The following is a 12,916-nucleotide window of genomic DNA, read 5'->3' as shown; positions in this document are numbered from 1 at the left end:
TTTTCAGGAGATATCATGAACACACTGCAACAGGTTATCGATGCCATCAGGCCGCTGGATACCGGCGCAATGGCGGCGGCGCAGCAACGGCTGGACGGTTTGCTGAAACCTCCCGGCAGCCTCGGCCGCCTGGAGCAGCTGGCCGTGCAGCTGGCGGGAATCATGGGCGACCGTCCGCTGCAGTTTGACCGCAAACAGATCATGGTGATGATTGCCGATCACGGCGTCTATGAAGAGGGCGTCGCCATTTCGCCGCGTATCGTCACCGCTATCCAGGCGGTGAATATGGTGAAAGGCATTACCGGAGTGTGTGTGCTGGCGGCCAATGCCGGCGCGCAGGTCACGGCGGTGGATTTAGGTATCGACAGCGATCTTCCGCTGCCCGGGTTGATTGACCGGCGCATGGGCCGAGGCAGCGGCAATATCGCCGCCGGCCCGGCCATGAGCCGCGATGAAGCGGAAAAGGTCCTGGAGATCGGGGCGGCGCTGGTGTCAGAGCATGCGTCTCGGGGCGTAAGCCTGTTCGGCGTCGGCGAGCTGGGCATGGCCAATACCACGCCGGCCGCGGCGCTGGTCAGCGTTCTGGCCGGCGTCCCGGCGGGTGATGTGGTGGGGCGCGGCGCCAATCTGCCCGTAGCGCTGCTGCAACACAAAATCGACGTGGTGGAACGGGCCATCGCCGTCAATCGTCCCGACCCCCGGGACGGCGTCGACACACTGGCGAAGGTAGGCGGATATGACCTCGGCGGCATGGCCGGCGTTATGCTGGGGGCCGCCGCCGAAGGGCTACCGGTTATCCTGGACGGATTCTTGTCCTATGCCGCCGCGCTGGTGGCCTGCCGCATCGCGCCTCTGGCGCGCGCCTATCTGATTCCTTCCCACCTGTCCGCCGAAAAGGGGGCGAAAATCGCCCTGGCGCAGCTGGATCTCCGCCCCTATCTTGATCTTGAGATGCGCCTGGGTGAAGGCAGCGGCGCAGCCCTGGCCATGAACCTGGTGGATGCCGCCTGCGCCATGTACCACAACATGGGCACCCTATCGGCCAGCGAGATCGAATTGCCGGCCAAATAACGCCCATGGCGGCCCAGGCCCGCGTGCATCGCTCGTGCAACGAGCCTGTTAAAGGGAGACCGTGGCAATGGGTCGAAGCCGCCGTCCAGCGGCGGCCGGAGTACCATGGCACGGTAAGCCCGCCATCGCCGATCGTGCAACGAGCCTGTTAAAGGGAGACCGTGGCAATGGGGTCGAAGCCGCCGTCCAGCGGCGGCCGGAGTACCCCATGGCACGGTAAGCCCGCCATCGCCGATCGTGCAACGAGCCTGTTAAAGGGAGACCGTGGCAATGGGTCGAAGCCGCCGTCCAGCGGCGGCCGGAGTACCCCATGGCACGGTAAGCCCGCCATCGCCGCTCGTGCAACGAGCCTGTTAAAGGGAGACCGTGGCAATGGGGTCGAAGCCGCCGTCCAGCGGCGGCCGGAGTCCCCCATGGCGCGGTAAGCCCGCCATCGCCGATCGTGCAACGAACCTGTTAAAGGGAGACCGTGGCAATGGGGCCGGAGCGGCCATAGTCGGCCGCGAAGCGCCCCATGCCAGGGTAGGCCCGCTATCTTCCATCGTGCAACGAGCCTGTTAACGGGAGACCGTGCCCTCACAAACCTCATTTCACCCCCCATCCCTGATAAATTTCTCGCCAATTTAAATATGACTTGCTAAATATGACTTGCATCTTGATAGTAACTTCGCCTACATTACTATCAACTTGATAGTGATTGACGACCGGAGCCGCGGCTCATGAACAAAACCGATTTCAGCGATATGCCTTGCCCCGTTGCCAAAAGTTTGGCCAGAGTCGGGGAGTGGTGGAGCATCTTAATCCTGCGTGATGCTTTCTACGGCCTTACGCGCTTTTCCGAATTCGAAACCAGCCTGAACATCGCCCCCAACATGCTGACCCGCCGGCTCAATGATCTGGTGGAAAACGGCCTGCTGGAGCGCAAACCCTGCAGCGAGACGCCGACCCGCTTCGAGTACCACCTGACGGACGCCGGCAAAGATTTCCGGCCGGTTATCTGGGCGCTGGTGGCCTGGGGCAACGCGCATTTTTCACCGGAAGGAGCGGCGTCGGTACTGGTTAACCGCCATACCGGCGTGCCGGCGCAGCCGGTTCTTATCGATGCGAATACCGGCGAAAAAATCACCTCCGAAAACTATCGGGTAGGGCCGGGGCCGGCAGCCAGCGAACAAATGCGCTACCGCATGGATTTCCTGCGCTTAAAGCAGGAAGCCGGCAATGAAAACCTGCGTTTCAACCCGCCCGCTAAAGCCGATGCTTAAGGATTATTCATGACCACTCCCCAAAACCAACCGGACGAACAGGAACGCCGCCCCAAAAAGCGCCACAGGCTGACTGTGGGATTGACGGTGGCCGGCGCGGTAATTCTTTTGGGTTACGGCTATTATTGGTGGACCCAGAGCCGCTTCGTGGAAAGCACCGACGACGCTTATGTCGGCGGCGATATCACTACCATCAGCGCCAAGGTGGCGGGGTATGTTGCCAATATTGCCGTCACCGATAATCAGGCGGTGCGGGCCGGCGAACTGCTGCTCCAACTGGACGACCGTGACTACCGGGCGGAACTGGCCAAGGCGGAAGGGGAAATAGCCGCCCAGCAGGCGGCCCTGGTGAATCTTGCCTCTACCCGCAGCCTGAAGGAAGCGCTGGTTGAGCAGGCACGGGCCACCATCGCCGGCGACAACGCGCAGATCCAGCGTACCCGCGACGATCTGGCGCGGTATAAAACATTGCAAAAGGGCGAGGCCGTCTCGGTACAAAGCCTGCAAAAAGCCGAAGCCGATTTTCGGCAAGCGGTAGCGGACGGGCAGCAGGCACAGGCGGTTTTACTGGCGGCCCAGCGCCAGCTGTCGGTTATCGACAGCCAGAAAGGACAGATACTGGCCGCCTTGGATCAAGCCACGGCCGGCCGCGATCTGGCCAGGCTGAATCTGGAATACACCCAGATCCGTTCCCCATCAACGGCGTGGTGGGTAACCGCCGGGCCAGACTGGGGCTTGGGCCGGGGCCGGCAGCCAATTGCTGGAAATCATCCGGCGCGGGGGCTGTGGGTAGACGCCAATTTCAAAGAAGATCAGCTCGGGGAGATGCGGCCGGGGCAGCGCGCCACCGTGCGGGCCGATATCCAGCCGGGGCGGCTGGTTCACGGTACGGTAGCCAGCCTGGCGCCGGCCACCGGCGCTCAGTTCAGCGTCCTGCCGACGGAAAACGCCACCGGCAATTTCACCAAAATCGTCCAGCGGGTGCCGGTACGCATCACGCTGGATAAAGACGACGGCACGCTGGGACTCTTGCGGCCCGGCCTGTCGGTGACCGCCGCTATCGACAGCCGCGGCACAGAGCGTCCATGAGCGACGCCGCCCTGTCGTCCGCCGTCGCGGCGCTGCCGGCAGGCATGACGCTGCCGGGCAGGATATTCGCCTTCTCCACCATGTGCGTCGGTATGTTTATCGCCCTGCTGGATATTCAAATCGTCTCCGCCTCCCTGAAGGATATCGGCGGCGGATTATCCGCCGGCACTGATGAAACCGTCTGGGTGCAGACCGCCTACCTGATTGCCGAGATTATCGTGATCCCCCTTTCCGGCTGGCTGGCGCACGTCATGTCCACCCGCTGGCTGTTCAGCGTCTCCGCCATCGGATTTACCCTCTCCAGCCTGCTGTGCGGCTGGGCCTGGAATATCCAGAGCATGATCCTGTTCCGTGCCATGCAAGGATTTCTCGGCGGCTCGATGATTCCGCTGGTTTTCACCACCGCCTTTATCTTTTTCTCCGGCAAGCAGCGTGTTTTCGCCGCCGCCACCGTCGGCGGCATTGCGTCGCTGGCCCCGACCCTGGGGCCTACGGTAGGGGCTGGATAACCGACAACTATTCCTGGCACTGGCTGTTTTTATCAATCTGCTGCCGGGAGCCTTTGTCGCGGTGGCGGTTCCGCTGATGGTCAGAATCGACCGGCCCAATCTCTCCCTGCTGCGGGGCGCCGATTATCCGGGCATGGTATTGATGGCCGTCAGCCTGGGCTGTTTAGAATACACTATGGAAGAAGGGCCACGCTGGGATTGGTTCAGCGACGGCACCATTACCGCCACCGCCTGGATTTCCGCCGTAGCGGGGATACTGTTTATCTGGCGTTCACTGGCCTTTGCCCGGCCGATTGTGGATTTACGGGCGCTGAAAGAACGAAATTTCGCCCTCGGCTGCTTTTTTTCCTTTATCGCCGGCCTGGGCATCTTCGCCACCATCTACCTGACACCGCTCTTTCTCAGCCAGGTCAGGGGATACAGCGCCCTGCAAATCGGCCTGGCGATATTTTCCACCGGCATTTTCCAGATTTTGTCCATTCCGGTGTACTCCTATTTCGCCAACCGCGTGGATCTGCGCTGGCTGCTGATGTTCGGTCTGGCCTGTTTCGCCTTTTCCATGTGGAATTTCATGCCCATCACCCATGACTGGGGAGCGAGGGAACTGTTGATCCCCCAGGCTTTTCGCGGCATGGCGCAGCAGTTTTCCGTCGCCCCGGTGGTGACGCTCACTCTCGGCAGCCTGGCTCCGGAGCGGCTGAAAATGGCCTCGGGATTATTCAACCTGATGCGCAATCTGGGGGGAGCCATCGGTATCGCCTGGTGCGCCACCTTATTGAACGATCGCACCAACCTGCATTTTTTCCGGCTGGCTGAACACCTTACCATGCCCAACGAAGGGATGAACACGCTGCTGGACACCCTGTCCGCACGGTTTATCGGACTCGGCTATGATACGTCATCCGCCGCCACCGCCGCGCTGCAGCAGCTCTGGTCACTGACCTACCGCGAAGCGCGCACCTTGACCTTCGGCGACACGTTTATGGCCATCATGATCTGCTTTATGATTGCCACCGCCATGGTGCCGCTGATGCATAAAATCGGCAAACCCGCCGCGCCGTCCTCCGCTGCGCACTGATAACGTCTATGGCGGCCGCGGGTACCGGATAAAGCTGCCGTGGCGTTATCGTCGGCGTCCCTGCCACATAAGACCGGCCGGTTGTGACCGAACGGGCTGTCTACCCGGCCGGATGTGGCAGAACGGGCTGCCTGCTCTTGCTTAATCCGGCCGGCCGTACTTATAATCGGGCCGTATTTGTTTGCAAGAGACGTTAACCCATGGCAAAACCAAGCGTACGCGACAAGATTGTCGACGCCGCACTGGACCGGTTCCACACCCTCGGCTTCAGCGCATGCAGCGTGCAGGATATCGTGGATACCGCCGGGGTGCCGAAAGGTTCGTTTTATAATTATTTTAAAGCCAAAGAGTTGCTGGCCCTTGAGGTTCTCAGCATCTACGGCAAGGATTGCAATCGACAGATACTTTCCGACACCGCTTTGCCCCCCATCGATCGATTACGCGGCCATTTCGAATTTATGGCCGCCCATTACGCCGAGTTCGGCTATGAAAAAGGGTGCTTAATCGCCAATCTCGCCGCCGAAATGTCCGATAATACCCCGCTATTACGCCAGGCCATCGGCCAGTCATTGGAAAAATGGACCGCGCAAGTGGCCGCTACCCTGCATGAAGGGCAACTGGACGGCAGTATCGTTCCTACTCTCGATGCGGAAAAAATGGCCCGGTTTCTCATCAACAGCTGGGAAGGGGCGGTGGTGCGCATGAAAATCGTCCGCTGCCGGCAGCCGCTGGAAGATTTCTTCGCCGTGGCCTTTCCGCTGCTGCTGACCCGGCCGGCGGCATCCTAATACCACGCGTTATATCGTTGGGACCTCTGCCGGCTTCTTAAAGCGCAAGCCGAGCACGAGGGGCACAATGACAGCGTAAACGACGACGACCGATAGCCAGATCGCGCCGGGCCATTGTTCCCTGACGGTAAAATAGATGCTTGCGAACGCCAGTGGGCACAGGATCGAGGCCAGGCTCATGGCCGATGCCAGCACGCCCTGAAACTGGCCTTGCCGGCTCTCATCAACCTGTCGGGTCGCCAGGGATTGCAGGGCCGGCGCGCCAATGCCGCCGAGGGCGAATAGCGGCATGATAGCGAAAATTATCCAGCTCTCGGTGGCGAAGGCCATGACTATCAGGGCAATGCACGTGCTGGCGACGCCGGTCAAAATGGCCGCGCGTTCCCCCAGCAGCTTCACCGCAGGGCCGGGTAGGAACGCCTGGGCAAGCGTCTGGCAGACACCGAAGGCGCCGAGGGAAAGGCCGATCCAACGTCCGTTCCACTGAAAGGTGTCGCTCCCCCATAGAGCCCAGCAGGTACCGTAGACTTCGCCGGTGGCGCTGAACATGAAAAAGATGATGGCGACGGGCAACAGGCTTTTTTCCGAGAACACCCAACGCAGCGGCCGCAGAGGGTTCAGCGCCGCCAGATTGATTTTCTCCCTGGTAGGCGTGCGCGATTCCGGCAGCATGAATATTGCCAGCAGGAGATTACAGGCGTTCACCGCCGCCGCCGCTATAAAGGGTAGCCGCAGCCAATAGTCGCCGAGGACGCCGCCGAGGACCGGACCGATGATGAAGCCTATGCCGAACATAGCGTTGAAAAGGCCAAAGCGGCGCGCGCGCTTATCCTCGGAGGAAATATCGGTGATGTAAGCGGTCGCCACAGAGATGTTGGCACTCGTCAGGCCGGCAATGGCGCGGCCAAGCAGCAGCATCCAGAGATGGGGCGCAAAGGCCAGTACCAGATAGTTGACGGCCGCGCCGGCCAGCGAGATCAGAAGCACCGGGCGACGGCCGAGCCGGTCGCTGAGCGAACCGAGCACCGGTGCGAAAATGAACTGCATCACCGCATAAAGGGCCGTCATTATGCCAATGTAGAGCGCCACGTTTTCAGCGTGAGTCACGCTCTGCAGCAGCGAAGGCAAAATCGGAAAGATAAGGCCGATGCCGACGGCATCCAAGACAATGGTCGTGAAGATAACGATAAGCGGTTTGTTCATAGCGATCCTGGATCGATGGGAGCATGTGGCGCCGCTGGGAAGCCCCCTGACAGCAATATCAACTTGTTCTCCTATAGGTTTTTTAATATACTTGATACCAGTATGTACTGAGTATAAAAATATGCCATCAGGAGCACCATGTCAATGCCATCCGACCGTCGATCCCGCAAGCGCCTCGCCACACGACAGGGTATCTCCATTGTCGCCACGCGTCTTTTCCTTGAGCGGGGCTTTGATCATGTGACGGTAGACGAAATCGCGGCAGCCGCCGACGTCGGAAGAATGACGGTATTCAATCACTTTCCCCGCAAGGAAGACATGTTCTTTGATCGCGACGAAGAGGGCCGCGAAATCCTGCGCGAAGCGCTGCGCCAGCGCGATCTTAGCGTCACTCCCATCGAGACGTTACGACTGCTCGCGCATCGGCTGGTCGCGGAACAGAGCCCTTTGGTCAGGTTTACTGCCGCAGGTCTAGGTTTCATCGAAACCATCGAGGGCAGCGAAATCCTTAAGGGCCGGGCCAGGGCGATACGTGACGAGCTCGCGCAAGAGGTAACGGCGGCGCTATCCGGATGCGCAGGGCGGGAATCTACCGACTCCGACGCCCGGTTGGCGGCCGGCCTGCTCTTGGCGACGTGGACCGTGGCCTTTATCCAGGCTCATCGGACCTTTCGACGGGAGCGGGATACAGCGCAAGCTACAGCCGTCTTTCTCGCCATTATTGATCAGGGCACCGCCGGCGTGAAAGCGGCAATGTCAGGCACGCCCTACGCCTGAGCAGGCAACTTAGGAGTTTTTCATGAAAGCAGTCCAATTTAGTGAATATGGCGGTCCCGAGGTTCTGCGGGTGGTGGACGCGGTTGAGCCCCATGCGGCTCCCGGACAGGTGCGGATTGCCGTCCGGGCTGCCGGGGTCAATCCTTCGGACGGGTTGAAGATTCGGGCCGGCCGCTGGCGGGACAGGCCGATTCCGCTTCCTTCCGGTGTCGGGGTTGAGGGGGCAGGCATAGTGGATGAAGTGGGCGCGGGCGTCATAGACGTTGCCATTGGCGACGCCGTCTTCGGCTACGGTATCAACACGATGGCGCAATACGCGGTGCTGACACACTGGGCCCGCAAGCCCGACTGCCTGCCGTTCGACGCGGCGGCGGGGTTCCCGGTGATCGTCGAAACGGCGACGCGCATTCTCGCCCAGGTTGGAATAATGCCCGGCGAGACGCTTCTGGTGAACGGCGCGGCCGGCGGCGTTGGCTCCGCAACGATCCAGCTCGCGCGTTACCACGGCATCACCGTGATAGGGACTGCGAGCGCCCCTAAGCATGATTACCTGCGCGGGCTCGGCGCCATCCCGACCACCTATGGGCCGGGTCTCGTTGAACGGGTGGGGAAACTTGCGCCCACCGGCGTCAATGCCGCCCTTGATCTCGCGGGATCGGGCGTTATACCGACGCTTATCGCCCTGGTGGGAGACCCTTCCCGCGTCCTCTCCATCGCCGATTTTACCGCGCCGCAATACGGCGCACAGGGATCTTTCGCGGCCCAGAAAAATCCTGAGCGGGTCTTGGCCGAGGCAGGGCGGCTTTATTCGGCAGGGGCTTTCCGCGTGGCCCTGGAAAAAACGTTCCCGCTCACACAGGCCGCAGAGGCGTACACACTTAGCGCCGCGGGGCATGTCACGGGCAAGATCGTGATAACCCTACCTTAAATATCCTCGCTATTCCCGATCATGAAAAATAATACGGTCGGTCATATTTTTATTGACGATAATAATACGCACATCCATACTGATTATCCTTATTCACATATTTTAACCCTGCCGGAAATCTTGGCATGACGGGAAGGATAATGATGCTTGGACAACGGGCCAGTTTTTGGGTCGCGGCGGCGGTAGTGGCGCATACCATATGGACCAGTGCGGCCCCGGCGATGACATATCCGCTGTATGCCGTCGAGTGGGGGCTGAATACCACCCAGACCGCCGCCATTTTCGCCATTTATCCCATCGTCGTGGTGGGCATGCTCATCTGTTTCGGCGATATATCCGATTATATCGGGCGCCGTACCACCATGCTGCTCGGCTTGGCCGCATCATTCCTGGGGGTTATGCTGTTTGCCGTCGCCCCGGATTTGTTATGGATTTACATTGGCCGTGGGTTTATGGGCATCGGCGTCGGCCTCTCGGCCGGACCGGCCACGGCGGCCATGATTGAATTCAGCGCGGCCGGCCAGGCCAAAAAAGCCAGCGCCATCACCACGGTAGCGCAGTCCGCCGGACTGGCCCTGGCCACCCTTATCGGCGGGGCGCTCATCGAATACGCTCCGTTGCCCACCCGGCTGAATTTCTGGCTGTTACTGGTGATTATCGCCCTGATTTTCGGCGCCGCCTGGTTTTTACCCCGGCACACCAGCGCTGAGGCGAAGGGACGTTGGCGGCCGAAAACCCCCGCCATCCCCCGCGAACTGCTGCCGGTGTTTATCTCATCGGCGGCGGCGGTGTCCAGCGCTTATGCCATCGGCGCCCTGGGCTTGTCCCTGGGGGCGCAGATTGCCCGCGACCTGATAGGCTCCGGCAATGTCCTGTTGAACGGCGCCACCCTCGCTGTATTCGCCTTCTCTTCCGGCGCAACCGGGCTGGTGGCCAAAGGCCTGGCGTCCCGCCCGGCCATTACTCTGGGCGTGGTGGCTTCCGCCAGCGGTATGGGCCTGCTGGCCTGGTCCGTGGCGGAACACTCCCTGGCGATATTTATGGCTTTCCTGATGATGGCGGGTATGGCGTACTGTCTTATGTTCATGGGCGGGCTGGGTCTTATCAATATGTACGCGCCCACCCATCATCGCGGCGGAACGCTTTCGGCCCTTTATCTGGTGGCGTATTTGGTGCAGGGCGGTTTCGCGCTGACGCTGGGTTCGGTGGCCGTCCATTGGAACCTGGCCACGGCCATTGACGCGGGCGCCGTCGTTATTTTGCTGGTCAGTCTGTTCGGCGTTTTTTCCGTGCTGCTCGGCGCCCGGACGCGGGCGCTGGCCTGACGGTTCGGACAGACGGTCAGCTAACCCCAGGGTTTATCGCTGACAATTGTTAACTAAGGCCCGTGAACAGAGGTGATGTTATGGATTCATCCCGTCAATTACATCTGGGCGCCTTCATGCGCCCGGTGAGTATTCATACCGGCGCGTGGCGTTATCCCGGCGCGTATCCGGACGCCAATTTCAATTTCCGCCACCTGCGGGACTTCGCCCTGCGATTGGAAGCGGCCAAATTCGACGCCTTTTTCATGGCCGATCATCTCGCGGTGCTGAACATGCCGCCGGACGCCTTGAAACGCAGCCATACCGTCACCTCGTTTGAACCTTTTACCCTGCTGTCCGCACTGGCTGGAGCCACGGAAAAAATCGGCCTGGTGGCCACGGCCTCCACCACCTTTGACGAGCCTTTCCATATCGCGCGCCGTTTCGCTTCCCTGGATCATCTCAGCGGTGGCCGGGCGGGCTGGAATATCGTCACCACCGCCAATCCCGACGCCGCGTTGAACTTCGGCTATGAAAGCCAGATGGATCACGACGCGCGCTATGAGCGCGCCCGGGAATTTTACGATGTGGTAACCGGGTTATGGGACAGTTTCGCCGACGATGCCTTTTTATGGGACGTAGAGCAGGGTATTGTTTTTGATCCCCGGCGCATGCACGTGTTAAATCACAAAGGCGAGTCTTTTTCGGTGCGCGGCCCGCTGAATATCGCCCGGCCGGTACAGGGCTGGCCGGTTATCGTCCAGGCCGGCGCGTCCGAAGCCGGTCGCCGGCTGGCGGCCCAAACCGCTGAGGTGATATTCGGCGCCGAAGCGTCATTAACCGGCGGCAAGGCATTCTATGCCGATATCCATCAGCGGATGGCGGCGCTCGGCCGCGATCCCCGCTCGCTAAAAATCCTCCCGGCCGCCTTTGTGGTGGTGGGGGATACGGTGGCCGATGCCCAGGCAAAACGCGCCCATTTGGACAGCCTGGTGCATTACGACAGCGGTATCGGCTCGCTGAACGGTATGCTGGATTATGATGTCTCCGGCTATGATCCGGACGGCCCGCTGCCGGACATTCCTGCCACCAATACCAGCAAGAGCCAGCAGCAGCGCATCCTCGATCTCGCCCGCGCAGAACACCTGACTATTCGCCAGCTGGCGCAAAAAGCCGGCAGCTATGCCGGGCTGGCATTTGTCGGCACCCCGCAGACCATTGCCGATGAGATGGAGCAATGGCTGACGGAGGCGGGGTCAGACGGCTTTAACGTTATGTTCCCCTACTTGCCGGGAGGGTTGGAGGACATGGTGGAGCAAGTGGTGCCGGAACTGCAGAGGCGCGGTATTTTCCGCCGGGATTATACCGGCACGACCCTGCGGGATCACCTCGGATTAGCGCGTCCGGAAAACGCGTTTTTTCAGCAGAAGTGAAAATATTATCGTTCGTTAATAAAAAGAAGTTGACTATTAATACGACCGGTCATATTGTTAGTACATCATTATCTTTTGCGGAGAAAATCGCGATGAATCAGGACGTCATAATTCGAGACTTACAGGACTGGCTGGAAAATAATCTGGATAAGTCCTTATCATTGGATGAAGTCGCCGCAAGATCGGGTTATTCAAAATGGCATTTGCAGCGGATGTTCCGCAGCGTTACCGGCAATGCTTTGGGCTCCTATATCCGCACCCGACGCCTTTCACGGGCGGCGACCGAGCTTGGCCGGCAGGATCAGAGCATCCTGGATATCGCATTGCAAAGCGGCTTTGATTCCCAGCAGTCCTTCAGCCGGGCCTTTAAGCGGCAGTTCAGCCAGACCCCGGCGCCTACCGGTCGCAGATGGCTTACCCTAGCTATCCCTATGGTGAATATGTCGACGGCAGATATGCGGACAAGAAGGCCAAGAACAAGATTGGCAGTCGGGAACCGCAGCCGGTGTGGTAACCATAGGCGCTTAGATAATCTGGAAATCATAGGTTAATCGATATCAGAGAAGGGGGGGACTGACTTGTCTCGCCCTTCTTTTTTTCGTATTGTGATCGGAGCTTGCATGTTTTCGGTGCAAGGTGATTCTCCATGATGAATAGTTAATAAACGCATAGTCAAACAATTGTATTGTAATTTAATTAAGATAAGGATGTCTTATTTCATGAATGGTTTATCTATTAATCAATATTGTCCTGTAGCCTCATGGGGTGAGTCGTATTTTTCACCTATATTTTTATCACCTACATTACGTGTTCGGCCAAATTGCGTTCAAATAATTAACGGCCCACCGCCATGTCCATTGAATATTCTTGAGAATGATTGGAATGAGGCCCTTGATGATCTCTGTAAAAACATCACTCTTGAGTTATGGTGTGAGGCGGTGTGCAGTGGCTTCTCAAAAACTAACATGGGTAAATCCACTGGTTGGCTGTGGCATACGGCGCTTATAGAAAAATTTAATCTGCATGAGTTAGAAAAAGATGATTACAGAACCCTTGTCAGGGTGCTGGAAATTTTATGGAATCAGTTTCAGCAGAGTGATGTCGATTTTGAGGACCACGATGACGTTTATTTCGATGACGATGACGATGACGATGAAGACGATGAGGATTCAGTAGTATTGAATCATTTAATTGCTGAGTATCCTGACAATACACTTTTACAGTTTATCCATGATAAATATTATAATTATGATATTGTTTCGATCCATATGATTTGGTCACATGATGCACGTATTACACGCTTGGATAAACGGATAAGAAGTGATTTCCCCATTCTTTCCAACGTTGAATGCTTGCATAAAAAAATAACTCGTTTCATAGGTCATTATCTTATAAGAAAGCAAAAATGTTTTATCCACATTTGTTGCTTTTGTAAATTTGCTGATTATGGCTAGTCAGTGCATATCCCATGGTA

10 protein-coding genes and 3 pseudogenes are annotated in these 12,916 nt (G+C 58.6%); 12 read left to right on the top strand and 1 reads right to left on the bottom strand.

From position 1 onward, the window contains the following. The first annotated feature begins 15 nt into the window (after positions 1-15). The 6 genes and pseudogenes from cobT (at position 16) to GTU79_RS14790 (ending at position 5,797) form a co-directional block, all read left to right on the top strand. On the top strand, positions 16-1,071 hold the full coding sequence (gene cobT / locus GTU79_RS14815) for a nicotinate-nucleotide--dimethylbenzimidazole phosphoribosyltransferase (RefSeq protein WP_132921519.1): 1,056 nt from the start codon (positions 16-18) through the stop codon (positions 1,069-1,071). A 167-nt stretch (positions 1,072-1,238) separates the two neighbouring features. Continuing rightward, positions 1,239-1,496 carry a hypothetical protein gene (locus GTU79_RS14810; protein ID WP_214514111.1) on the top strand — a complete coding sequence of 86 codons (258 nt, stop codon included), beginning with the start codon at positions 1,239-1,241 and terminating at the stop codon, positions 1,494-1,496. Between the two features lie 294 nt (positions 1,497-1,790). After that, on the top strand, positions 1,791-2,333 hold the full coding sequence (locus GTU79_RS14805) for a winged helix-turn-helix transcriptional regulator (RefSeq protein WP_132921521.1): 543 nt from the start codon (positions 1,791-1,793) through the stop codon (positions 2,331-2,333). A gap of 9 nt (positions 2,334-2,342) precedes the next feature. After that, positions 2,343-3,422, top strand: a pseudogene (locus GTU79_RS14800) (HlyD family secretion protein). A gap of 44 nt (positions 3,423-3,466) precedes the next feature. Further along, positions 3,467-5,009, top strand: a pseudogene (locus GTU79_RS14795) (DHA2 family efflux MFS transporter permease subunit). A 200-nt stretch (positions 5,010-5,209) separates the two neighbouring features. Beyond that, positions 5,210-5,797 carry a TetR/AcrR family transcriptional regulator gene (locus GTU79_RS14790; protein WP_132921524.1) on the top strand — a complete coding sequence of 196 codons (588 nt, stop codon included), beginning with the start codon at positions 5,210-5,212 and terminating at the stop codon, positions 5,795-5,797. 9 nt (positions 5,798-5,806) lie between these two features. Here the strand turns inward: GTU79_RS14790 and GTU79_RS14785 are convergent, their stop codons facing one another. Beyond that, on the bottom strand, positions 5,807-7,000 hold the full coding sequence (locus GTU79_RS14785; RefSeq protein ID WP_203521368.1) for a TCR/Tet family MFS transporter: 1,194 nt from the start codon (positions 6,998-7,000) through the stop codon (positions 5,807-5,809). A 138-nt stretch (positions 7,001-7,138) separates the two neighbouring features. Between GTU79_RS14785 and GTU79_RS14780 the strand changes: the two genes are divergently transcribed. The 6 genes and pseudogenes from GTU79_RS14780 (at position 7,139) to GTU79_RS14755 (ending at position 12,896) form a co-directional block, all read left to right on the top strand. Next, positions 7,139-7,777, top strand: a complete 639-nt coding sequence (locus GTU79_RS14780; RefSeq protein WP_203521369.1) for a TetR/AcrR family transcriptional regulator — start codon at positions 7,139-7,141, stop codon at positions 7,775-7,777. Between the two features lie 22 nt (positions 7,778-7,799). Continuing rightward, positions 7,800-8,705, top strand: coding sequence for an NADP-dependent oxidoreductase (locus tag GTU79_RS14775; protein WP_203521370.1), 906 nt, complete (start codon positions 7,800-7,802; stop codon positions 8,703-8,705). 140 nt (positions 8,706-8,845) lie between these two features. Beyond that, positions 8,846-10,030, top strand: a complete 1,185-nt coding sequence (locus GTU79_RS14770) for an MFS transporter (protein ID WP_203521371.1) — start codon at positions 8,846-8,848, stop codon at positions 10,028-10,030. Between the two features lie 80 nt (positions 10,031-10,110). Further along, the gene (locus GTU79_RS14765) at positions 10,111-11,442 is read left to right on the top strand and encodes an LLM class flavin-dependent oxidoreductase (protein WP_203521372.1); all 1,332 of its coding nucleotides are present in this window, start codon (positions 10,111-10,113) and stop codon (positions 11,440-11,442) included. A gap of 92 nt (positions 11,443-11,534) precedes the next feature. Beyond that, a pseudogene (locus GTU79_RS14760) lies at positions 11,535-11,837 on the top strand (helix-turn-helix domain-containing protein); the annotation flags it as partial. 324 nt (positions 11,838-12,161) lie between these two features. Further along, entirely contained in the window at positions 12,162-12,896 is a 735-nt protein-coding gene (locus GTU79_RS14755) for a hypothetical protein (protein ID WP_214514110.1), read from the top strand. The last annotated feature ends 20 nt before the right edge of the window (positions 12,897-12,916 follow it).

Origin of the sequence: Sodalis ligni (assembly GCF_016865525.2) — a bacterium.
Classification (GTDB): domain Bacteria; phylum Pseudomonadota; class Gammaproteobacteria; order Enterobacterales; family Enterobacteriaceae; genus Acerihabitans; species Acerihabitans ligni.
The sequence above is the reverse complement of the archived record's forward strand: the minus strand, read 5'-3'. Positions and strand labels throughout refer to the sequence as shown.